The organism is Vibrio japonicus, from assembly GCF_024582835.1.
Taxonomy (GTDB): domain Bacteria; phylum Pseudomonadota; class Gammaproteobacteria; order Enterobacterales; family Vibrionaceae; genus Vibrio; species Vibrio japonicus.
The window spans coordinates 116,557-140,496 of record NZ_CP102097.1 but is presented as its reverse complement, the minus strand read 5'-3'; the positions used below and the strand labels follow the sequence as shown (position 1 = coordinate 140,496).

21 protein-coding genes are annotated in these 23,940 nt (G+C 44.8%); 8 read left to right on the top strand and 13 right to left on the bottom strand.

Annotated features, from left to right (window positions below; genetic code table 11):
* Positions 1-67 precede the first annotated feature (67 nt).
* Together nosZ and nosR are read right to left on the bottom strand one after the other, a co-directional pair.
* Positions 68-1,960 (bottom strand): TAT-dependent nitrous-oxide reductase, encoded by a 1,893-nt coding sequence (gene nosZ, locus NP165_RS13920; RefSeq protein WP_257086330.1) that lies wholly within the window; start codon positions 1,958-1,960, stop codon positions 68-70.
* Positions 1,961-2,035: 75 nt separating this feature from the next.
* Positions 2,036-4,153: a transcriptional regulator NosR gene (gene nosR / locus NP165_RS13915; protein ID WP_257086329.1), complete on the bottom strand. Its 2,118-nt coding sequence runs from the start codon at positions 4,151-4,153 to the stop codon at positions 2,036-2,038.
* 324 nt (positions 4,154-4,477) lie between these two features.
* On the opposite strand from nosR, the gene NP165_RS13910 reads away from it, so the two are divergent.
* Positions 4,478-4,789 (top strand): c-type cytochrome, encoded by a 312-nt coding sequence (locus NP165_RS13910; protein WP_257086328.1) that lies wholly within the window; start codon positions 4,478-4,480, stop codon positions 4,787-4,789.
* Positions 4,790-4,796: 7 nt separating this feature from the next.
* On the opposite strand, the gene NP165_RS13905 is transcribed toward NP165_RS13910, so the two are convergent.
* From NP165_RS13905 to cuyA, 10 genes are all read right to left on the bottom strand, one after another.
* Positions 4,797-5,306 (bottom strand): O-acetyl-ADP-ribose deacetylase, encoded by a 510-nt coding sequence (locus NP165_RS13905; RefSeq protein WP_257086327.1) that lies wholly within the window; start codon positions 5,304-5,306, stop codon positions 4,797-4,799.
* A 77-nt stretch (positions 5,307-5,383) separates the two neighbouring features.
* Complete coding sequence (gene rarD, locus NP165_RS13900) at positions 5,384-6,313, bottom strand: EamA family transporter RarD (protein ID WP_257086326.1); 930 nt, start codon at positions 6,311-6,313, stop codon at positions 5,384-5,386.
* Between the two features lie 83 nt (positions 6,314-6,396).
* Positions 6,397-7,737, bottom strand: a complete 1,341-nt coding sequence (locus NP165_RS13895) for a TRAP transporter large permease (protein WP_371133749.1) — start codon at positions 7,735-7,737, stop codon at positions 6,397-6,399.
* Positions 7,734-8,246 (bottom strand): TRAP transporter small permease, encoded by a 513-nt coding sequence (locus tag NP165_RS13890; RefSeq protein WP_257086325.1) that lies wholly within the window; start codon positions 8,244-8,246, stop codon positions 7,734-7,736. The genes NP165_RS13895 and NP165_RS13890 overlap by 4 nt, the downstream gene beginning before the upstream one ends.
* A 55-nt stretch (positions 8,247-8,301) precedes the next feature.
* Entirely contained in the window at positions 8,302-9,288 is a 987-nt protein-coding gene (locus NP165_RS13885) for a TRAP transporter substrate-binding protein (protein WP_257086324.1), read from the bottom strand.
* A 12-nt stretch (positions 9,289-9,300) separates the two neighbouring features.
* Positions 9,301-10,011 carry a cysteate racemase gene (gene cuyB, locus NP165_RS13880; RefSeq protein ID WP_257086323.1) on the bottom strand — a complete coding sequence of 237 codons (711 nt, stop codon included), beginning with the start codon at positions 10,009-10,011 and terminating at the stop codon, positions 9,301-9,303.
* On the bottom strand, positions 10,004-11,197 hold the full coding sequence (locus NP165_RS13875; protein ID WP_257086322.1) for a DegT/DnrJ/EryC1/StrS family aminotransferase: 1,194 nt from the start codon (positions 11,195-11,197) through the stop codon (positions 10,004-10,006). The genes cuyB and NP165_RS13875 overlap by 8 nt, the downstream gene beginning before the upstream one ends.
* Positions 11,198-12,523, bottom strand: coding sequence for a histidinol dehydrogenase (gene hisD / locus NP165_RS13870; RefSeq protein ID WP_257086321.1), 1,326 nt, complete (start codon positions 12,521-12,523; stop codon positions 11,198-11,200).
* Between the two features lie 17 nt (positions 12,524-12,540).
* Entirely contained in the window at positions 12,541-13,563 is a 1,023-nt protein-coding gene (locus tag NP165_RS13865; RefSeq protein ID WP_257086320.1) for a YeiH family protein, read from the bottom strand.
* Between the two features lie 21 nt (positions 13,564-13,584).
* Positions 13,585-14,595 carry a D-cysteate sulfo-lyase gene (gene cuyA, locus NP165_RS13860; RefSeq protein WP_257086319.1) on the bottom strand — a complete coding sequence of 337 codons (1,011 nt, stop codon included), beginning with the start codon at positions 14,593-14,595 and terminating at the stop codon, positions 13,585-13,587.
* A gap of 159 nt (positions 14,596-14,754) precedes the next feature.
* On the opposite strand from cuyA, the gene NP165_RS13855 reads away from it, so the two are divergent.
* From NP165_RS13855 to NP165_RS13840, 4 genes are all read left to right on the top strand, one after another.
* Entirely contained in the window at positions 14,755-15,684 is a 930-nt protein-coding gene (locus NP165_RS13855; protein WP_257086318.1) for a LysR family transcriptional regulator, read from the top strand.
* Between the two features lie 114 nt (positions 15,685-15,798).
* Complete coding sequence (locus NP165_RS13850; RefSeq protein WP_257086317.1) at positions 15,799-17,013, top strand: YbfB/YjiJ family MFS transporter; 1,215 nt, start codon at positions 15,799-15,801, stop codon at positions 17,011-17,013.
* A 4-nt stretch (positions 17,014-17,017) separates the two neighbouring features.
* The gene (locus NP165_RS13845) at positions 17,018-17,659 is read left to right on the top strand and encodes a glutathione S-transferase N-terminal domain-containing protein (protein ID WP_257086316.1); all 642 of its coding nucleotides are present in this window, start codon (positions 17,018-17,020) and stop codon (positions 17,657-17,659) included.
* A gap of 166 nt (positions 17,660-17,825) precedes the next feature.
* Positions 17,826-19,823 (top strand): HAMP domain-containing methyl-accepting chemotaxis protein, encoded by a 1,998-nt coding sequence (locus NP165_RS13840; RefSeq protein WP_257086315.1) that lies wholly within the window; start codon positions 17,826-17,828, stop codon positions 19,821-19,823.
* Positions 19,824-19,899: 76 nt separating this feature from the next.
* Here NP165_RS13840 and NP165_RS13835 read toward each other — a convergent pair whose 3' ends face one another.
* On the bottom strand, positions 19,900-20,619 hold the full coding sequence (locus NP165_RS13835) for a TetR/AcrR family transcriptional regulator (RefSeq protein ID WP_257086314.1): 720 nt from the start codon (positions 20,617-20,619) through the stop codon (positions 19,900-19,902).
* 896 nt (positions 20,620-21,515) lie between these two features.
* Here NP165_RS13835 and NP165_RS13830 point away from each other — a divergent pair.
* The 3 genes from NP165_RS13830 (at position 21,516) to NP165_RS13820 (ending at position 23,886) form a co-directional block, all read left to right on the top strand.
* A complete protein-coding gene (locus NP165_RS13830) occupies positions 21,516-22,256 on the top strand; it encodes an SDR family oxidoreductase (protein ID WP_257086313.1) in 741 nt (246 codons plus the stop codon).
* An 11-nt stretch (positions 22,257-22,267) separates the two neighbouring features.
* A complete protein-coding gene (locus NP165_RS13825) occupies positions 22,268-23,476 on the top strand; it encodes an acetyl-CoA C-acetyltransferase (protein ID WP_257086312.1) in 1,209 nt (402 codons plus the stop codon).
* 62 nt (positions 23,477-23,538) lie between these two features.
* Positions 23,539-23,886 carry a phasin family protein gene (locus NP165_RS13820; RefSeq protein WP_257086311.1) on the top strand — a complete coding sequence of 116 codons (348 nt, stop codon included), beginning with the start codon at positions 23,539-23,541 and terminating at the stop codon, positions 23,884-23,886.
* Positions 23,887-23,940 lie beyond the last annotated feature (54 nt).

The following is a 23,940-nucleotide window of genomic DNA, read 5'->3' as shown; positions in this document are numbered from 1 at the left end:
CATCCTCACGTAGTCAAAAATACAAGGTAGCTCCCTCCGTAAAAGAGGGAGCTGGATGAAACGCGAATTACGCCTCCACTAGCATTCGGCCTCGCATTTCCATATGAAGCGCATGGCAGAACCAGTTACAGTAGTACCACTGAACGCCAGGTTTATCAGCAACGAAGGTAATTGACGCGGTTTGCTGAGGACTGATTTCCATTTGCACACCATGATTCGTCATACAGAACCCATGGGTTACATCTTCGATGGTATCAAGGTTCGTCACGACCACCGTCACTGTATCGCCCAGTTTGACTTTGAACTCGTTCATACCAAAAGTCGGCGCGACTGACGTCATATAGACACGAACCTTATTACCGTCTCGAATCACTTTATTATCCGTCATAACGTTAACACCATCGCGTTTCGCCATTTCTACCGTTTCCGCGAAGATAGGATCATCGCGAGACCAGATCTTGCTTGGTTTTACTTTGCTGCGGTGGATAATCGTTCCGTCATGAGGTTCAGCAAATGTCGGTCCATCGTGGACCAGTTTCATTTCATCACCAGAAATATCGATAAGTTGGTCGTTTTCAGCTCTTAGTGGACCTACAGGTAAGAAGCGGTCTTTGGAAAACTTACAGAGTGAAACAAGCCACTTACCATCCGCATCACGTGTTTCGCCACTCGACGTACTGTTGTGCCCTGGTTGATAGTGCACATCAATTTTCTGTTTGATGTAGTTAACTTTCTCACCATTGTACGCTTTTACTGCTTCTTCTAAGCTCCACTTAGCAATTTGGCTATCAAGGAACAAGGTCGTGTAAGCAAAACCGCGATTATCAAAAGCGGTGTGCAGTGGACCAAGCCCTAGCTCAGGTTCGGCAACGATGGTGTCTCTTGGTTGAATTTTGTCGTTGAACAAGTCATCCAGTTTAGCGGTAGCAATAACAGATACCGTTGGCGACAGTTTGCCGTTGGCAACAAAGTACTTACCATCTGGTGAGGTGTTCATGCCATGTGGTGATTTAGGCACGGGAATGTAGCGAGTGAGGTCAGAGCCTTTACGGCCATCAAGTACAGGTACCTCATTACCGTTGTATGTTTTGAACTTACCTGCTTTTAACGCTTCTTCACAACGAGCAAGACTGAAAACAACCACGTGATCGCGTTCTGCTGTGATCATTTCGCCTAAGTTCATGCCCATTTCGGAGTTATAACAGGTTGACGCAAAGTATTTTCCGTCGTAGTCGGCATCCGTATTATCGAGGTTACCATCAACCATGACTTGGAATGCCACTTCCATTTTTTCGGCGTCAATCACATTGAATAGAGAACGGTAAGTGCTGGCATCTTCCAATGTCGCTTTACCATCGTTATTCATTGGGATCTCAAATTCACTGTTACAAATAACGTACTTAGTTTCAGGGACTTTTTGTACGCGAAGACCATGAATCGCTTGAACGTTAGGAATCGTGATCATTTTGTCCACTCTCATAACATCACAACGAATACGAGCAACGCGCGAGTTAGCTTTATCGTTGATAAAGACATATTTACCGTTGTAGCGACCATCGGTCATACTCATATGAGGGTGGTGTGAGTCACCAGACATGATATGTGCGCTATCTCCTTTTATACGTTTACTTTCGTCGGTAAAACCCCAACCAGTTGCACTGTCGGTGTTGAAAACAGGAATACGCATAAGTTCGCGCATAGAAGGGATACCGAGAATACGCACCTCACCGGAGTGACCACCACTCCAAAACCCATAGTATTCGTCCATTTCACCGGGCTCAACATATGGACTGTTTCCGGCTTCTGCTGCTTGAGCTTTCGCCATCGAAGCAAACATTGCGGCAGACATTGGGGCGGTGACGACACCCAATCCAATTGCTGCGCTGGTTCCAAAAAACTTTCGTCGGTCGGCATTGACCGGCAAATTGTCTTCATTGAGGTATTTGTCGTCATCGCTCATGTTAAGTCTCCAATTTATTATGTGTAGGGCTGATACATGTAGATGCCCGCAGCGAGTGCTACGGTACCTCGCAACTTAAGGGATTTCGGTTACTGGGATATCAGCATGTCTCTGTTTCTGTTTTTTATAAGCCTGCTTTTTCAAGGGTGGGCATTTGCTTTCGTTGGAATAGGTGATTTGGCAATCTAGGCAGTAGTGACATTCGCGCATGTTGATTTCACCGTTGGGGTGAATCGCTTGGATTTCACATTCTTTCGCGCAGATTTTGCAAGGTGAACCGCATTCAGGGCGACGTTTAAGCCAGTTGAATAGACGGATATTATTAGACACAGAAAGTGCAGCACCCAACGGACATAAATAGCGGCAGAAAGTTTTGCGATTGAAAAGGTTGAGCGCAAGTAAGAACACCGCCCATAAGATAAATGGCCATTCACGATCGAATTTCAGCAAGAATGTCGTCTTAAATGGTTCAATTTCTGCAAATTGTTCCGCGAGGGCAAGTGAGTCTAAAGACAGTGCAAACAAGCCAAGCAATATTAGATACTTGATAGCCCATAGTCGCTCATGTACTGCCCACGGAAGCTCAAACTGAGGTATTTTAAAGTATCTGGCACTTTGGTTGATAAGTTCTTGAAGTGCTCCAAATGGACATAGCCAACCGCAGTAAACTGCGCGTCCCCACATAACAATGGTGACAGCGGCTGCGCACCATAGAATAAATATCATCGGGTCTAGTAAGAACAAGTCCCAAGAGAACTGGGTCATGAGTGCGTTTAGGAAAGTAAAGACGTTCACGACGGAGAGCTGTCCACCCCATAACCAGCCGATGAACACAACCGTAATCACCAAGAAACCATGGCGAAAACGATGCATAAAGGTTGGATGCTTGACCAATATATCTTGGAAAAACAGCATGAGTATGAGAGTTGTGATAAGTGCGAGCAGAATGATAACTTTGACTTTGCTCTCATCCCAGACTTGTTGGGTTAACGACAGTTCTGGCTCGATAATAATTGGTTCAGGTGTGTCAACGTATTCAGGTAGTGGGTCATACTCCCCCTTAAAGCTCGTAAAGACACTATCAATTGCCCCTAGCTGGCGTCGCACAAGTAACTCCACTTGCCAACTAGCACCGGGGTCAAACTCGTGGTGGGCTTGCACTTTAAAGACAGACATTTCATGAAACTTAGGTGCGCCAGCAATACGAAGATCGAGGATACGGCTGTGGTCTAAGTCTCTAAAAGAAATCTCGTTTTCGTTTTGATGTACTTGCAGGCGATCGAAAATACCGCCACGAACATAACCAGAGCCTTTATAGGAGTAGCCATTACCAAAAATCGCGATTAAATGCTCATCGGGTTTTAAGTCTTTGGTTAGCCATTGATACTCTTGCTCGCCAAACAAGTTCTTGCCGATAGTCGGGATATCTGCCAAAGCGTAATAGATTTCTGCAAATGTTTGGTCAACTTCGTTATCTTTAACGCGATCTACATTCTCCGCTTCAGTATCGTTGAACGCTTCTTGCACCGCTCCTTTGCGAACCAAGAGTTTACGAATAGAGCCATCTCCAGTTAGCTCAAGCCAGTTTTTCTGAGCAAAAACGTCATGTTTAATCGTGGATTTGGGTTGAATGACATTGCTGCTTGGTTTCAAGATGCCGAGTGATTCGGCAACTTTCGTCGCGGCCTTGGTAATGGCAACATTCATCACCATCACGGTTACCGTCGCGCCCGATAAACCATCGATGGGCACATAGCTCGCATTCTGTTTACCGCCCACTTTAATTCGGTCTTTAACAGATAAACCTACATACTGGTCACTGAACTCCCAAAGTTTGCTTTCAGGTATGCCTGCCAAAATAATGGGCTCGTGATGTTCTAGTACCTTTGACGCCAAGTACTGACCTTTAGGATCGATAATAACGAGCGTGTTAACTGGCTCGCCGGAATAGGCGGGAATGCTAGCAATGTCATTGGTTTCAAAGGCGTAAGCAATGATATTGTCATCTTTTTTAATGGTTCTGACTAACGGTTCACCTTGTTTGTCTGAGATCGAAGTTAGGTCAGGAAATACCTGCTGTATGAGGGGGATGGGGTCTTTGGGCGGGCTGACAAATAATGCGTAGCTATTGAAACTAACAAAAAGGAGTGCCAGCACCTGACACACTAGAACTCGCGTAAAAATCCTTTGCATAAGTGTTCCCTCGTTCTAGTGTTTATCTGCAACTACAACACGATATTTTGTGAAACAAGTCATGGTAGAGATGCAACTAGCCTAGAGCTTTGTTAACGCTCTGCTTTTGATTTAAATCAATGTTAAACAGAATGGGTTATATTAATGATCTGAATGTTGCATATGTTCACATAATTGTTTCAAGTTGTGAGTTTTGTGTAGGCTAGGGACTATCTTTAAATTTAAAGTCAAAATCCTATCCAATATAAATCGCCAGACATGACATCGCTATTGAGCGTATTAGTGGTTGTCTGGCTTGTATGGGAACACACGAGAGGTAATGGAATGCAAAATAAACTAATGGGTGCAGTGTTAGCTGTAGGCCTAATGAGTACGTCGGCGATGGCCGCTGATATTGAAGCAGGTAAGGCAAAAGCGTCAATTTGTGCCGCTTGTCATAGTATTGATGGCATCGCTCTCATTCCCGGATACCCACACCTAAAGGGGCAAAACGAGCAGTACTTAGTATCGTCTATCAAAGCCTATAAGAACAAAGAACGCACTGGGGGCTTGGCAGCGGTTATGCAAGCTCAAGCTTCTATGTTAAGCGATGAAGATATTGCAAATGTGGCAGCTTACTACGCGAGCTTAAAATGATCGGTCGCTATGATTTTGTCGCCAACTGCCAAATACGCAGCATCTCATCTCCAAAAAGATAAAATGTCATGGTTAGTGACTGGTACTTTTCGCGCGCGCAAACTGAAAGGGCAATCTCTGCCGCTTCCTCTGGTGGATAGCCATAGACCCCACAAGATATAGCGGGCAATGCGACCGTTTCACACCCATTTTCAAGTGCTAAGTCGAGAGAGTGAGTGTACGCAGATTCCAATATGGATTTTGGATCTGAAAATTGATTATATATCGGCCCTACGGTGTGGATGACGAATCTGGCATGCAGTTGGCCCGCCGTAGTGATACGAGCCTTACCAAAAGGGCACCGCACTCCATCCGTTTCTTCCAATCCATAACACTCTTTAAGAAGTTCTGGCCCAGCGGCGCGATGAATAGCGCCATCTACACCGCCACCGCCCAACAATGTGGGGTTCGCCGCGTTGACGATGGCATCGACGTTAGCTTTTGTGATGTCGCCGTTAATCAGATGAATGTTGTTCACAGCCGTTACCTTGTTACGTTACTAAAACAAATTTAGCTGATATTGAGCTGTGTGCTTGGTGAGAATCGCTGTTTGATCTACCGAAACCGTTTGATGCCATCTAACACTAAGGCGAGCAGCGCACAAATGATAAAGAGGTAAGTGGGTATCTCTTGCGATGAGATAGTATCCCCAATGAGTAATCCGACTAGGAAGATAAGTGTGGGTTCTACATAGCCAAGTAAACCAAACATCGACACTGTGAGTTTGGAATAGGCGTATAGATAAAGAAGCGTAGGGGTGACGGCGAGGAGACCAAAGCCAATGTAGTAAGCATAATCACCAGCAGGCAGAGAGAAAAAGTAATCAGTCGGGTACAAAAAGAACATCGCTAACAAGGCGAATGGGAATATAAATAGGTGGTCAACCGTTAAACCCACATCGGTCGCCAATGGTATTGTTTTTCGGTGCATAAAATACACTGGGTAGCCTAACGCGACCACGAGTACGACCCAAGATATCCCATCTGCAAGCACGCAGGCATACAGCGTTCCTGCAACCGCGAAATAACACGCCCACTTCTGGAAAAACGACAAGGTTTCTCGGTAAACGAATCGGCCAACCAACACCATGATGATCGGCATTGTAAAATAACCTAAAGCAAGCGATAGCGTCTCTCCGTTGGCTGGTGCCCAGACAAACAACCAATATTGCGGCGCAACTAAAAGCGCAGACAGGGCATACCTTGGCCACTTTTTCCAATGACTTAGTGCCAGCCTTAGTAGGTGAAGTCTCTTCGAAACTACCAGCAATATCACGAACAGCACTGTGCTCCAGAGTATTCGCTGTACCGCTAGCCAGTGGCTTCCAGCACCAGAAACGTTGCCTGGCGCAAGCGAAGGCTGTAGCTGTACGTACGCTGGAATAAGCGCAAACAATAACGAACAAAGAATAGACGCGATGACGCCTTTGGTTTGCCCTGACATGGCATCAGTGTATTTCTTCACTGAAGCAGAGAAATTATGCATTGCTCTTATTACCTTCAAAACGAGCAGTAGGAAACAAAAAGGCACTGCACTTTTAAAGTACAGCACCTCAATTTTTATGCTGGTTAGTAGAACAAGCTAGGTAACCAGAGTGAAATTTGCGGTATAAACGCGATGATGATAACAGCTAACACAGCAATGAAAACGATTGGAGTGACTTTTGCTGTAATTTTCTCGAACGGGGTTTCCGCAATGGCCGACGCGACAAATAAGTTTTCACCAAGCGGCGGTGTTGAAAAGCCGATGGAAAGCGCGCAAATCATCACGACGCCGAAGTGCACCGGGTCAATACCAAGTGTGTAAGTGACGGGCAGCAACACTGGCGTCAAAATCATAATTGCGGCTAGGGTTTCCATAAACATGCCAACAAACAACAGAATGCCAATAATCAGCAACCAAATCAGGTAAGGGTTGGTTGTGAGTGCGGTTAACGCATCGACAATGACCACTGGAATTTGGTTTTCTACTAATAAGCGACCAAATGCGGTGGCGGTTAGCAATATCAGCATGATGCGGCCGGATAACCAAGCGGTGGAATCAATGCATTTGGTAAATTCTTTCCACGTAAGCTCTTTATGAATAAATACCCCGACAAACAGCACATAAAAAATTGTCACAATAGCTGATTCAGTCGGTGTAAATAATCCCGTATAAATACCGCCCAAAATAACAACGGGTGCACTAAGAGACCATATTCCATCGCGACAAGCTTGAATCGATTCTTTAAAAGACCAGTCATGGTTAGAGCGAGCTATATTCGAACGCTTACAATAGACGTAATTGTAAATAAGAATACTGAGTGACATGATTAGGCCTGGGATTACACCAGCGACAAACATTTTACTGATGGATATGGATTGGAACTGACCAAATTCCGCAACAGCTTCAAACGGTGGAGCAATACCCATGGCGGAAATACCAAAGATGACCATAGGGATAGACGGTGGAATGATAATGCCTAAACCACCCGAAGCTGCGGTTACTGCAGCTGAGTAATCTTTGCCGTACCCATGCTTAATCATTGCCGGGATCATCAGCATACCTACCGCTGCTGTCGTTGCTGGACCAGAGCCCGATATCGCGCCAAAGAAGATACAAGCCACAACCGTCGATGCACCAATACCACCAGTGAACGAGCCCGATAAAGTTTCTGCAATGTGCACAAGGCGTTTTGAAATGCCAGCCGCTTCCATAATAGCACCCGCAAAAATGAACGCAGGGATCGCCATAAGTGGAAAGGAGCCAATCGCATTAAAGCCAAGCTGAACCAATTTAATTGGGTTTTGATCAAGCTGAAGATAAGAGAGAATCGATGCCCCACCTAATGCCACAGCGATAGGTGAGCCGATAATCAACAGTAAGAAAAACGTCGCAAAAAGAACGAATGTGATGCTTAAAGGGATCATATCATCTCCTTGGCTTGGTTGTTTTTGATACAGCTACTAGTGGTGCAGCGTTGGATAATCTTTTTTAGGTTGATCTGAATGTGTCTGAGCGTCATTAACAGGAAGGCAATGGGCATAATCATGTAGATCATTTTCATTGGGATCCCCAGAGTCTGTGACTTCCAATATAAATTCATTTTATTGAACACAAAGTCGTAGCATAAATAGAAGAAATAAAGGTTAAATAGCAGCCAGGATAGCTCGGCTAATATTTTGAAAATAGCCACTACTTTTTTAGGTAAGTATTTATATTGGAAGTCAATTCTATTGTGCGCTTCGATGCGAATGGCTCTGCTGGCACCAAAAAAGACAAACCAAACGAATAAGTAAACTGCCGACTCTTCACTCCAGCTGATGGAATGGTCAAATATCTCCCTTGCAATGATTTGCATAAATAGGATGGAGGTAAATGCCACGAGTAAGATTCGGCAAATGTAGTTTTCGAAATTATCAATGATATTTTTAAACATACTACTTCCCTGTAGAAACAATGTGGGGATCACTCCCCACATTGGCTAGTTTTGTTTATAGAGTGTCACGGCCCATCGCTTCCAAAAGCTCATTGACGCGTGCTTTGCCACCGACTTCATCAAAGTATTTTGGCCATACTTCCTTTTGCAGCTTGTCGATCCACTTTTGTTCATCTTCAAGTTTGCTGATCTTCATACCGTAATTGGTAACCAAATCTTGTTTGATTTTGTCTTCGGCCTTGATTAAGTACTCGTAGCTATATAGCTCTGCTTCATCACCAGCTTTATCAATAGCACGTTTTACGTCATCTGACTGAGCTTGATATAGGCTCTCAGACATCAGTACTGGCTCGATTTGGAATAGGTAGTGCGTTTCCGTTAGGTATTTCTGAATTTCACCAAATTTCATCGATTGAATCGCGGCATAAGGCGTTTCTTGCCCATCAACTACACCTTGTTGCAGCGCGGCAAATGTCTCGCTCCATGCGATTGGTGTTGCGCCAATGCCAAGTGATTTATAGGTGTCTAAAATCACTCTACTTTTAGGTACGCGCACAGACAGGCCTTGAAGATCTTCGAGTTTTGTGACTGGACGTTCTGAATTAGTTAAGCGACGAAAGCCAGAGTAAGTCCAAGAAACTATGCGTACATTGGCTTGTTTCAGTACATCTTCTTCAATTTTTTTTGTGACATCACTCTCTAATGCCTTTTTTGCATCTTCAATGTTGTGAAACATGTACGGATAGGTGAAAAGTCCAATAGCAGGGGATAGGGCGGCAAGGTTAGAGCTACCCACAACAGACATATCAAGTAGCCCCATAGAGACATCGTTGACGGTGGCTTGTTCGGAGCCTAATTGGCCATTCACAAACAGGGCGGTTTCGATTTTGCCTTTGGTCTCTTCGGCAAGAATGTCAGAAAACTTCTGAGCAATGATCTCTTGTGTTGAGCCCGCACCATCACCAATCGCAATATTCCATTTTGCGGCATGGGCTGACAACGATAAAAGCATTGCAGTACTTAAGATAATCGTCTTCTTCATGGTTTCGTTCCTTCAAAGATTGGGTTTAGTGTGTTGTGCGCGTTCAATGATTTCCTTGGATAGAATGTCTACTGCATCAAATACAGCTACGTCACATTCTATTTTGTCTTTAATCACGGAAAGCTCTGTACAGACGAGTGCAAGGCAATCCACGCCTTTACTCATCATGTGATGTTGTAACTCATTCAGAGTTTTCAGATCAGCAGTAGTGAATGATTTGGCTTTGATCGCTTTGATGAGCGCCATCAAATCATCCTGATGATGTTGATCCGGATATACTGGGATCAGACCATGTTTGTTAAACACTGGTCCATAAATGTCGGTTATCTGAAGGGCAGTGGAACCCAGTAAGCCGACTTTTTCGTAGCCAAGTGCACGCATTGTCTCGGCGGTAATATCGAGCAAATTGATCACAGGGACATTGACAGAGCTCGCGACCTCTTGATAGTAGTAATGGGCGGTATTACAAGGGATGACCAAAAAGTCAGCCCCTTGGTTCACAAGACCCTGTGCCATTTTGACCATGCACGGAGCAGGGCTTTCGCCAGTGCCTTCGATGATGGCCTTGATGCGCGATGGCACTTTAGGGTTGTTGTCTACTAGCAATCGAATGTGTCCACTGTCGTCTGTAGCCGGTGTTTGTTCAAACACGCGGTACATCAAATCAATCGTGGCTTCTGGCCCCATACCACCGATAACGCCCGGAGTCAGATGGTTACTCATAAGTCGCCTCTACTTCTTGTACGATGATTTTGGCAATTAAGCTGCAATCGTCTTCGCTAAACGTCAGCGGAAGACGCATATCCAGTAGGGTAGAGAGGACGCGATCCGTGTTTACAAGCTGTGCTTCATCATCCAAATAGGCCCAGCTGTCATATTTGCTGGTGTAACTTTCAGGGTTGCTGCTGCCAAACCACTTGATTACCACACCGCGCATCGCGCATCGCTCTACCAGTGAAAGACATTGCTCCGAGCTCAAAGTAGGTACGCTAAATTGAATGGAGCTGGCAACAAATTGCTCTTTTTCTGGGCGTTCAGTTAACCTGATCTTGTCACTGGTTGTGAGTACTTCAGCAACAATGTCATGGCGTAGATTCCACGCTTTGCAGTCGTCGTCTAACTTAGCCAGTTGTGGTAGTAACGTCGCAGCGCGCAGATTATCCATACGACCACTGTAGTTAGGCGTTTGCAGGCGAACATCATCAAACTCGCTCTTCTCTGGAGCCGCATGATGACGGTCATAGAGCATATATGAACCTGAGTAGATGATTGCTTTCGCCATGATCTTCTTATGCGGTGTCACCAGTAAGCCACCCTCACCAGAGTTCATATGCTTATAGGTTTGGGTACTAAAGCACGCGACATCGCCGAAGCTGCCGCTAAGTTTGCCATTCCACTTTGCCCCCATGGTATGAGCGCAGTCTTCAATCAGCGTTAGGTCGTAGCGGTGACAAATATCGATCACTTTATCCATATCTGCTATATGGCCACGCATATGCGAGAGCAGTAAGAACTTAGCGCCACTTTGGCTCGCTTTGTCTTCAAGATCGTCTAGGTCGATACACAGGTTTTCATCAATCTCAACCAGTACTGGAGTAGCACCTGTGTTGTGAATTGCGCCCGGTACAGGGGCTAATGTGAAAGCGTTACACAACACTTTGTCACCGTGACTCACCCCGACGCTGCGCATCGCGATATGTAAGGCATATCCGCATGATGCGCAAGCCAAGCAATTCTCTACACCCATGTAGTCAGCAAAGGCGAGTTCAAGTTGATCAGTTGTACTTTTCTCACCCGACTCAACGTTATATCGATGCAAGCGACCAGTACGCATCACCTCTACGGCAAGCGCGATCCCTTCCTCGGGGATAGGGGCTTGTTGAGTGAAGGATTTGGTGAACTTTTCCATCTAAACTTCCTCAGATGTGTACGACTTCTGGTTGTAAACTTCAAAATCCCAATCCATCTCTGGGAAGTATTTACGTAGTCGCCAATCACAAGCGCGAGCGTGACCTTCCATGCCTTCGGTGCGTGAAATACGAGAACCTGCAGCACTGAAAATCAGGTTTGCGTCGTTGCTGATTTGTTGGTAAGTCAACACTTTCATGAATTTTTGAACGTTAAGACCACCGCTGTAGCGAGCTGCGCATTTGGTCGGCAGAATATGGTTTGTGCCAGAGCATTTATCGCCATGAGTCACTGTACTGCCTTCGCCGAGGAAAAGTGAGCCGTAGTTATTGAGGGTGTTTTTCCACCATTCTAAATCTTCCGTCATGACTTGTAGGTGTTCACACGCGTATTCATCGCTGACTTTTGCAAGCTCTACTTTGTCTTCGCAGAAAATGATTTCTCCGTAGTCACGCCATGATGCTTCACAGACATCTGCGTTTGGCATGTCGGCAATGACCGACGGCATGATCGCCAGCACTTCTTCACCGATTTCACGTGACGTGGTAAATAGCCAAACGGGTGAGTTGATTCCGTGCTCAGCTTGAGAAACTAAATCAACGGCAATCGTCATTGGGTCTGCGTATTTATCTGCGATGATGGCCGATTCCGTCGGGCCAGCAAAAACATCAATCCCAACTGGGCCGAATAGGGCGCGTTTGGCTTCTGCGACATAGGCGTTACCTGGGCCCACAATGATGTCGACTTTGGGTGTGCCAAACAGGCCATTCGCCATTGTTGCAATCGCATGGACACCGCCCATTTCTAGAATGATATCCGCGCCTGCGACGTGCATTGCATAAGCAACAGCTGGATTAATGCTATCACCACGCGGAGGTGAACAAGCGATAATGTTGGGAACACCGGCCGCTTTGGCAGTCGCGACACTCATTAGAGCTGAAGCTGCGTGGGCGTATCGACCACCAGGGACGTAGCAACCAGCCGCTTGCACAGGTAGCACTTTTTGCCCCAGTGTCACGCCTTCTTCTGTTTCGATAGAGAACTCAGTTAAGCTGTTACGTTGCGCATTCGCAAAACGCTTAATCTGTTTATGAGCAAAGTCGATGTCATCTTTGACACTTTGAGGCACAGAGTCGATCAGTTGCTGCAGCTTCTCATTCGATAAAACAAACTCCGAAGTCCAATTGTCGAATTTTTCAGCGTACTCAGCGACGGCTTGTTCACCTTCTTGCTCAATTCTTTTAAGCATGCCTTCAACAATGGCACGTGTTTCTAAATCGTTATCAGCAACGTCGTCTTTTTTGTTGGCTTTTTTAATAAATTCCATTTTATTTCCTTGATATTTTATCGAGTGAAGAAGATACACAGCAAAATAACTGCGGCGATAAATAGCGTTTCCATAACAACGAGTAAGATAGGTTTAATACCGACCGTTAATACGTCTTTGAGCGAAGTGCGCACCCCTAATGCCGCGACAGCGAATAAAAGCAATTTCGACGATAAGGCAGTGAGCAGTTCAAGTTGAACGGCAGGGATAACCCCAGTGCTGTTCACAATAAAAATCAATACAAACCCAATGAGGAAAAAGGGCAGTTGCACTTTGTTTCCTTGACGTGATGCACTCTGCTTCATTAAGAAAAAGGATGCGATCAATACTACTGGTACAAGGGTCGCTACACGTAACAATTTAACGAAAGTACTTAAGTTACCAGCTTCTTCCGATACGCTGTAACCTGCGCCGACAACCTGAGCAACGTCATGGATGGTACCCCCTAAGAAGAACCCAGTCTCGGCTGTATTAAGATCAAGTGCCAAAGCGATCAGTGGGTAAACTACCATGGCAAGTGTGCTGAGAGTAGTCACCGCGATGACAGTGAATAAGGTATTGCGCTTTGTTTCTTCGCTTTGTGGCAAGATGGCACTGATGGCCATAGCCGCAGAAGCGCCACAGATAGCCACAGAGCCACCTGTGAGCAAGCCAAAGTGAGTATTAAATCCCATTCTTTTCGCAAGAAAAATACCAAATGCAATGGTGGATCCCACCGCCGCGCACACTGTGATGATGGGGGTGACACCAAGTGACGTAATGTCACCCAGTGTGATCCGCACGCCGAGCAGGGCAACGCCGATTCTCAGTACCGTTTTGGCGGTAAACTCCAGTCCTTTAGCATACGCAGCCTCAACACTAAGAAAGTTAAAGGCCATACCCAATAACAGAGCCATTAACATTGCAGGAGCACCATAATTGTTGGATAGATAAAGCGCAGCTAAACCAACAAGAACTGAGATTAAAATTCCCGGTGTATAGGTATTTTTGATGCTTGCTAGTTGCTCAATATGTGAATTGTTACTTAGGATATTGGCCATGACTTTCTTCTACCTCAGTGCTTATTCGTAATTGGCAAAATCGAAGCTGTCGCGGTAGCCAAACAGAGCTTGTGCACCACCTGTGTGAACAAACACAATGTTTTCGCCTTTCTTGAAATGCCCTTTACGAATTAGATCAATTAGGCCTGCTGCTCCTTTACCTGAATAAACCGGGTCAAGCAGGATGCCTTCGTAAGTAGAAAACAGATTGATAGCTTCGATAGTAGAAGGGGCTGGAATACCATAGCCTTCACCGACGTAGTCACAGTTGGCGACCACATCTTCACGTGATACCGCATCTTTCGCACCTAAGTGCTCTGCCGTACGTTGAGCCAGTTTGAATACGTTGCCTTCTTGAGTTGGTTTATCGACTCGAACGCCCACTCCTAATACTGGAATCTGGCTATTTGTCATCGCAAAGCCTGTAACTAGACCTGCTTGAGTGCCAGCACTTCCTGTTGCGTGAACGACATGGTCGATTTTTAGGTTTTGATCATTGCTTTGTTTGAGGATCTCTAACGCGCAATTTACGTAACCAAGTGCGCCGATATGGTTAGAACCGCCACCAGGGATGATGTATGGATTTTTGCCTTCGGCTCGAAGTGTCGCGGCGACATCTTCCATCGCAGCGTTCATATCGGTTCCACCAGGGTACTTAGATAACTTTGCGTTAAATAGCTGGTCTAGCATGACGTTGCCGTTGAACTTGTAATCAGGATCGTCACTGCCAGTACGATCTTCTAGCAGAATGTAGCAATCCATGTTTAGTTTGGTCGCGATAGCAGCCGTTTGGCGAGCGTGGTTAGACTGAGTGGCACCTTGAGTAATGATGGTGTCTGCGCCTTTTTCTACTGCGTCGGCCATCAAAAATTCTAGTTTACGCGTTTTGTTACCGCCGCCAGCTAGACCGGTGCAATCATCTCGTTTAATCCAGATGTTCGGACCACCCAGTGCTTTGGAAAGGTTTTCCATCAGTTCTAACGGCGTATCTAAATGCGCAAAATTCAATCGTGGATAACGTGCTAAATGCATTTCAAGTCTCCTGTTAATGTAATGTAAGTGATATGTTTAACACTGCAGTCACATTAGCGTTTGACATGGGTCGAAAGATAATGCTTTTTTTTAACACCCTTGTTAGTATTTTTTTAAATAGTTGTAATTAAAACGTAGCGGGATGCCCGGGAAGATAAAATGGATTTAAAATGGATAGAGGATTTTTTGTACCTCTCTCAGTACGGTAGCTTTGCCAAGGCGGCGAAAGCAAGAAATGTAACTCAGCCTGCTTTTGGTAGAAGAATCAAGTTATTAGAAGAGTGGGTGGGCGTGGATTTGGTCAACCGAAATACTTACCCAGCGACATTCACAAAAGCGGGCTTTCGTTTCCTAAAGCATGCTAATGATTTAAAACAGCAGATCGAATTTGCGCGTTTGGAAACTGTGAAGCAAGTTAACAATAATGAAACAACGATCACGTTCCACACCCAGCACTCTCTTTCTGAATATGTGGTAAATCGAATGATTAACAATAATGCCGATGCGTTTAAAACGGCAACCGTGTGTGTTTGTCCAAAGAACTTGCATGATTCTGTACAGTCTTTTATCGATAACCGTTCTGATTTCTTAATCGGTTTGTCATTCAAAGGTACTCGCCTTTACATACCGAACCCAGAGGTTGAATCAGTCACGATCGGCACGGATTGCTTGATTCCTGTTGTGGCAACAAAAGAAGATGGTTCACCACTTTATAAAGATGTTAAAAATGCCAGTGTCCCGTTGTTGAATTACCCATCCAGCACGTTCTTTGCCCAGGTATTGGAAAAACATGGTTCATTGGGACAGAGTAAGTGTAACTTTAAAATTGTCTATGAAAATGCGGTGACGCATTCATTGAAGTCAATGGCGCTATCAGGTCATGGCGTTGTTTGGCTTCCTGCCGGCTTTGTCCAAGAAGAGCTAGAAGAGCAGCGCTTGACGCGGTTCTCGGAATCCATACCAGCCTTACCCGCTAAAATTAAATTGTATCGTTTTTCGACTGAAGAAATGACGCCCACAATGTCAAAACTTTGGAAGCACTTTACTGAGCAAAATTCATTGATTAATGGCGAGTTGCATTGTGCATAAGTTGCTTTCATATCTCTGCCCCTACAATACGTAACGAGACTAAAGTTCAAATGCAATAGGTTGAGTAATATGTCAGTCTATTGTACCGATAGTCCGTTGTAATTAGAAAGCGATATGAGCCAAAACGACATATTTAACCGCTACAGCCTTGCCGGGCTTGGGGCAACGCTAATAGGAAATGGAATTGGTCGTTTTGCCTATATCGCTTTGATGCCTGCGCTCATTCAAGCGGGTTGGTTTTCTGAAAGTGAAGCATCTTACTTAGGCGCTGCAACCTTAATTGGTTACATCTTCGGTGTTCCAGTAATTAGCCTGCTCATCCGCTATTATTCCCCAGGGCAGATGATCAGAGTGGCAATGCTGATTTGCAGTTTTAGCTACTTGGGATGTGCAATCGAAAGTGTGCCTATTGAATGGTTTTACCTTTTGCGGACATTAGCCGGCACATCGGGTGCAATGTTAGTCATACTCGCACCGCCGATGATAGTTAGGATGCATAGCCCGGCTATAAAAAACAAAATCAGCGGTGTCATCTTTTCAGGTATTGGTCTGGGCGTGCTTCTTTCGGGAACGTTAGTGCCGCTGCTCATTTTTCACAGTGTTCTATCTGCATGGCTTGGTATTGGTGCTATTGCACTTGCGGCGACGTGTTTAACTTGGAATGCATGGCGCACTGAGCTAGTGAATGAGAGCGCAGGTGTTGTTGCTGGCTCTTTTCATAATTTATCTAACCCCCAACGAACAACATTAGCCTTAATCTTAGTCGCTTACAGTCTGGATGCGATTGGCTATCTTCCACACACCATGTTTTGGGTAGATTTCATTGTTAGAGAGCTGGAAATGCCGTTCGTTGCTGGTGGTCTTCTTTGGGCAAGTTTTGGTGTGGGGGCGATACTCGGTCCTGTTTTAGCCGGATTCATGGGCGATCGTTTTGGGGTGCGTCGCGCTCTCATTGCTTCATTTTTGTTTAAAGGCGTTGGAGTAGCACTGCCCATGGTGACTCATCATCCTATTGCATTGGTGGTTTCTTCGTTGCTTGTGGGCATTTTTACGCCAGGCACAGTGTCACTTGTGTCGATATACGTACTCGAATCTGTGGGGTACGAGCTGCATACAAAGTCGTGGGGAGCGGCGACGTTGGCGTTTGCTGTTTCTCAAGGGGTAGTGGGATATGGGATGGCACATTATGCGCCAGTGCTGGACTCTTACTACTACTTATTTGCAGTCAGTGCCGGGGCATTATTGATTGCGGCGAGTCTTATTGCGCTTTCGCCAAAATCGAAGCTTAAATCAACGTACGAAAACGCATTACTTCAGGCAAAGGAATAAACGAATGAAGTTGTTTTTAAATGATACATCACCTTTCTCGAGAGTTGTCTTGGCAACCGCAGCGTTAGCAAAACCCGAACAGTTGAAACTAGAGTGGGTCGATCCATGGCAATCACCCGAAAAACTTAAGCAAGTGAATCCTTTTTGCACGATTCCTGTGTTGGAATTGGATGATGGTACTGCATTGGTAGAAAGTTTGTGTATTTGCCAGTACTTGATAGAAACCTATCAACCTAAAGGAGTATCACTTGCTAGTGCCAAGCGACCACGTGATATCTATTTGATGGGCTTAGCAAAAACCCTTATGGAGCTATCGTTTAGAACCGTCGCGTTATCTCGGTTTACAGCCAATGATAATGCGTTGATTGGAAGGGGGGACGAAGGCGTTATCCGCTGTTTAACTCGCTTGGAAAATGAACTTACATCAGCACTTAATGAGAGTTCAAGTCAGACGACTATCGCGGTATTGTACCTGCATGTTGCATTGGACTATGTGGCGTTTCGTCATAATTCAGCGTTTGTCAGTCACGCTGGGCAAAACATACGAGAATTCCTAGAAAACTCACCCTATCGAAGCATTTTGCAATGTATGACGCCAGAATGCTTGTCTTTAAGCCCCTTATTCAATGATCTCACCGTTCAATGATTTCACAATGCGTTCAGAACCCGTTTCATGATTTAGGGTTTATGACCTAAATCTACTTTCCCCAATCAAATGAACAACCTAAAGATCAATTTATCAATAGTAATTGTTTCAAAGATGTAACAAAGAAGTTATATTGGTTGGACGTGAATTGGGGGGAGTTATTAGGATGAAACTCACGATATCAGGGAAGTTACAGCTGAGTTTTCTGTCGCTTGCAGTACTTTTTATCGTAGCAGCACTATTTATTTACCGCAGCGTGAATGTTGTTGAACAGCATACCACGTCTTTATTGGAATCCGATCTGCCTACGGTTGATACAGGACGCTCGATTCAGCAATCGCTTCAAGCTTCAGTGTCGACACTGCGCGCTTACATGCTACTTGGTCGCGATGAAAAAGTGGGAAGTGCTCAGTTAGACAAGCTAAAGACCATTATTTCGAATACGGACGAGTCGTTACCGAAGCTAGAGACCTTGTTAGAGCCGTCTACTTATCAACAGGTCAGTTCTGAGTGGCAAGTCGTCAAAAGCTCGATTATAGAGATTTCTGAGCTCAGTCATACTGATGAAAACATGCCAGCACATTCGTTATTCTTAAACGAAGCCGCACCGATTGCTGAAGTGGCGCTGGACCAGCTACAGGGTTTGATTGATGACGAGGCGGGGAATAAAGACGGGGATGAACGAAAACGTCTTTTCCGACTGTATGCAGATAGCTATACATCGCTTGCGAATGCGTTGTCATCAATGCGCGACTTTTTGCAGTATGGCAAACAAGAGTATCTCGATAAATACCACGGCTTCTTAAAGGCTCATGCAAGATTTGTCGCTGAAATCGACTCGAAGACGTCACTGATGTCAGAAAGTAGTTCAGGGCTATGGGCGCTGTTTAAAGAGATGCAGCAACTCTATTTCCCTTTGGCTCAGCAGATTATTGAACTACGCAAAACTTCTGGCTGGAATGTGTCCAATCAAAAAATGGCGAACGACCTTATACCGGCTCTTGATGCGTTAGATGAACGTCTTGAAGCTCTGATTACGGTACAGCAAACACAAGCAGATCAGAGTGGCGCAGGCATTTTTAGTTCTGTAACCTCAGTGATAACGTTATTAATGGCTTCGGCTTTAATCATTCTTGTTGTTTCCATCTCGGTCGCGACCTATATGGGACGAAACTTAGGACGTAGAGTAAAAACCGTCTCTAAGCGCGCAGAGTTGATTGCGTCGGGCGATGTTTCTCAGCCGCATTTGTTGGTTGAAGGAAACGATGAGCTAACCAGCCTTACTGACTCAATAAATAAAATGAATGATGCCTTGTCGAGTATCGTCAGTGACGTGACGAGCAAAGCACAAACTGTGACAGACAGTATGACGGCGTTACAACAGTCGAATGCCGACGCCGCAAAGCAAGTCGAAGCGCAAAAATCCACGATTTCTCGCGTGAGTGAGCAAGTATCGGAAGTGAGCTTGTCGGCAGAAGAGACGGCGAATCAGGCAAAAAAATCAGTCGCGAATTTGTCAGAATCGAAAGATCAACTTACGGTTGGTACGCACGCTTTGGAGCAGAACCAGCAAACCGTCGCTAACATCCACCAAACCATAGAAAACGCAGCACAAGAAGTTTATGCGCTGCGTAAAGAGAGTGATTCAATTGGTCGAGTGACTGAAGTTATCGAAGGTTTGGCAGAACAGACGAACTTACTCGCACTCAATGCCGCGATAGAGGCGGCAAGAGCTGGCGAATATGGTCGTGGCTTTGCTGTGGTTGCAGATGAAGTGAGAATGTTGGCAACACGAACTACGGAATCGACATCAGAGATCAATTCTATCATCAGCGCGATCCAGTCTTCGACCGCAGCGGTCGTGAATGAGATAGAAAAAAGCAAAAACCTGGCACAGGAAGGCGCTACTCATACCACACAGGCATCCGATACGGTGAAAGCAACGGCGGAACAAATCGAGCTTTTGGATGTGCAAATGCAAGAGCTGCTGAGTTCTGCGCAGGTGCAATCGAATGCAACGCAAGAAATTCACGCGTTAATGTCGCAAGTTAACCAATCCATTGAAGGTGTAGCTGAAATATCGGCCGTCTCGGCGTCTGTCTCTGAGCAAGTTCACCAGCAAGTCAGTGAACTTAATCGGGAAATGGGCCAATTTAGAACGTAAGCTAGACTTAACCTAAACGAAAAGCGGACTTCAACCAGGAAGTCCGCTTTTTTTGTTCGTTCAGTAGTAGGTTGGATTAAGACTGACACTCTTCATGGCAAGGCATGGGATAAACCAAATCTTTTACCTTCTCAGGCGATAATATATCTGAGTGAGGCACGTTAAAGCGAGCAGCCATAATGCTATTAAACATCTGCCAGTGATTAAGCAGGCAGCGTTGATAGTCGTCTGTTTCTTCTGACCAAGTTTCCATCATAAAAGGGCCAAGGCTTGCCGCGCCGTGAGCAAACATAAGCATTTGCCATTTTATTTCCCAGATCTTTATCGGAGTATCGGGATGGTCGTTATTATATTCATCGGCAATACCGTTTACGATGGCCTCAATTTCACCCGCTGTGCCAATAAAGTAGTCAATGAGCGCTTCTTCTTGGCGGACAGCATCAGCAATGAGCTGTATCGGCTGTTTAAAGATCAACATATGCGCCAACAAGCGAACAGAAAAGGAGTACAGCTTGATGCTTGGGGTCGCGTTTGCAGGGATATTGTCAATAACGGTACGGAGATAAGTCTCCATATAGTTATGCAGATCATCGCTGATTGCGTACCAAATTTTTTCCTTACTGCCAAAATGGTGGCGTATTAAGCTGTGGGAAACGCCCACTTTTTCACTAATATTACGCAGTGAGACACGCTCATAACCCAGCTCACAAAAAAGCTCAGTTGCGACCCTCATAATCTCACATTTTGTTTGTTCGGCACTTTGTGCGCTTCGGCGGCCTTGTTTTCTTTCTGACATTTTACTTATCAATTACTCACGACCCGGTATTTCTACCAGAAATGATAGATAGTTTCACCTCTAACATAGTGCATTATGTGTTTTCTGTCCGTTTTATTGTGTAGTTGGACAGTAATGAAGTCCGGAATTTTTACCAGCTAACAAGATGGTTGCGTGCGTTTTGGCAGTGGGTCAATTAGGCGCGGAAAATCAGTTTGCGAAATCGGTATGTATCTGAATAGCTCTAAAGCAATTTACGTGAAAGCAATTAGCCTCAAAGTAATTAGCGTCAAAGCAATAAAGACGTTAACAGCCATAGTTGATTATTCCAGAGAAACAGGAGCGATTCAGTCAACACTAAAATGAAATCTTTGTTGCTAGAATTAACATGCTGTCTACTTGATTTTTATTAGAATTATATTAACTACATAAAACAACAATAAAAGATGTTGTTTTGTGTAATTAATTTTTTGATAAAGCCTTTGCCGTCAAATTTATAAAAATAAATATAGATAAAAATATGAATGGGAATAGTTTTTGATACGTCTTTCAACGGCCGTTTTAGCTAGTAATCCCTTGTAGAGTATAGTGTCCAAATACTATGAAATTGCCAATCAGGACAAAATACCGAATAAAAAACAACAGCTTATGCAATTACTTTGAAGTTATTATCAATGGAATGTAATTTTAAATCAATGACTTAGGAGTTGTTAACATACGCATAACATTTCATGCTTTGTGAGACTTAGTTCAACTTTATGTGCGAAATATTAAATAATAATTGAACTGTAACAAATTGAGTTTAGCTTAGGTAATTAGAAAGAGGCATTAAGCCGAATAAAAAACTTGTTAGTCTTGGTTGGGTTATTTACCTTTCCAAAAATAATTTTACTTGCTGTAAAGAATGGAGTCTCTTGATGAAAAAGCTCGCTTTGATCACTGGATCAAAAGGCGGAATTGGTTCTGCAATTTCTTCTCAATTAGTTAACGATGGGTATCGTGTAATCGCAACGTATTTCACTGGTAAATACGAATGTGCATTGGAATGGTTTAACGAAAAAGGTTTTACCGAAGACCAAGTACGTCTGTTCGAACTTGATGTTACGGATAGCGAGCAATGTGCCGAGCGCCTAGAAAAGCTTCTTGAAGAAGAAGGAACGATTGATGTAGTAGTAAATAACGCTGGTATTACTCGCGATGGCTTGTTCAAGAAAATGAATGCTCAAGCATGGAAAGACGTTATCGACACGAACCTTAACAGCGTGTTTAACGTTACACAGCCTCTATTCGCGGCAATGTGCGAAAAAGGTAACGGCCGAGTGATCAACATCTCTTCAGTGAACGGCGTGAAAGGCCAGTTTGGTCAAGCGAATTACTCAGCAGCAAAAGCAGGCATGATTGGTTTCTCTAAAGCATTAGCAGCAGAAGGTGCTCGTAGCGGTGTGACAGTGAATGTCGTTGCACCAGGCTACACTGGTACTCCAATGGTAGAGCAAATGAAGCCAGAAGTGCTTGACTCTATCAAGGCTCAGATCCCTCTAAAACGTTTGGCTACGCCTGAAGAAATTGCTCAGTCAGTTTCTTTCTTAGCGAGTGACGCGGGTGCTTACATCACTGGCGAAACTCTGAATATCAACGGCGGCTTATACATGCAATAAGGGTTGGGATCATGGAAAAAGTATTTATTGTAGCAGCGAAGCGTACACCTATCGGCGCATTCGGTGGAACACTGAAAGGTATCTCTGCAGGTAATCTTGGTGCGGTTGCGATTAAAGCGGCATTGGAGCAGAGCAAAGTAAACCCAGAGCTAGTGGATGAAGTTATCGTTGGTAACGTAGTTGGCGCAGCACAGGGTATGAGCATTGGCCGTCAAGCATCAATCTATGCTGGCATTCCTGACACAGTACCGGCTTACACACTGAATATGGTGTGTGGTAGCGGCATGAAAACTGTGATGGATGCAGTGAGCCACATTCGTTCAGGCGACGCTTCGGTTGTTGTTGCTGCGGGTGTTGAAGTGATGTCTCAAATTCCATTCACTGTACCTAGTTCAGTTCGTGATGGCCACAAGATGGGCAACATGAATTTGACAGATCTGTTAATCAATGATGGTTTGACAGACGTGTTTAATCAATACCACATGGGTGTGACTGCTGAGAATGTAGCACGTCAGGTAGGTATTTCACGTGAGCAGCAAGACGAGTACGCACTGTCTAGCCAAATGAAAGCGGTTGCTGCAATCGAAGCAGGCAAGTTTAAAGACGAGATTGTTCCGGTTGAAGTGCAACAGCGTAGAGAAACGATCGTATTCGACACGGATGAATATCCAAAAGCGAATGCATCACTAAGCGGACTTCAAAAACTGCGCCCAGCATTTGATCGCGAAGGCACAGTGACAGCAGGTAATGCGTCAGGTATCAACGATGGCGCAAGTGCTATCATCGTCGCGAGCGAGTCAGCAGTAGAGCAGTACGGTTTAGAACCACTAGCGGAAATCGTTAGCTACGCTCAGTCTGGTCTTGCGCCTGAAATCATGGGCCTTGGTCCTGTTGAAGCAGTGACGCGCGCACTAGATAAAGCAGAGCTAACCACTGGTGATATCGACGTATACGAATTGAATGAAGCATTTGCAGCGCAGGCGCTGGGTGTTATCCATTCTTTGGCTGACGAGCACAATGTCTCGGTAGAGTCTATTCAAGACAAAGCCAACGTGAACGGCGGTGCAATTGCATTAGGTCACCCACTGGGTGCATCAGGCAACCGAATTCTGGTTTCACTTATCCACGAACTTAATCGTTCTAACGGTAAATATGGCGTGGCATCACTTTGTGTGGGCGGCGGCATGGGAACTGCAGTTGTTATTAAATCTATTGCTTAATAAATTTAGGCAAGTTAAACGAATTGGCCATTTTAAATGGAATTAACCTAGGAGTACTACCAATGTATACAGACTTTTTCAAAACGTTCTCAGATCAAACTGAAAAAACTATGGCACCGTACGTGAAGTTCAACAAACTTGTTACTAAGAATTTAGAAGTTATCACTGAGCTTCAGCTAAATGCAGTTCGCACATACAGCGAATTGGGTCTAGCACAAATGAAAGCAGCAAGTGAAATCAAAGATGTGACGTCACTAACTGCATTCAACGGCCAGCAACTGAACGTTCTTTCAAAGCTATCTCAGCAAATGGTTGACGACAGCAACAAGCTTCAGTCTATCGCTAAAGAGTTTAAAGATGACATCGAGCAACTGACTTCGGAAAACCTTAAAACAGTGAATCCGGCTTAACACTGTTCTTAATGCCGCCGCAAGGCGGCTTTTTTCCGATTTTAGGAGTAATGC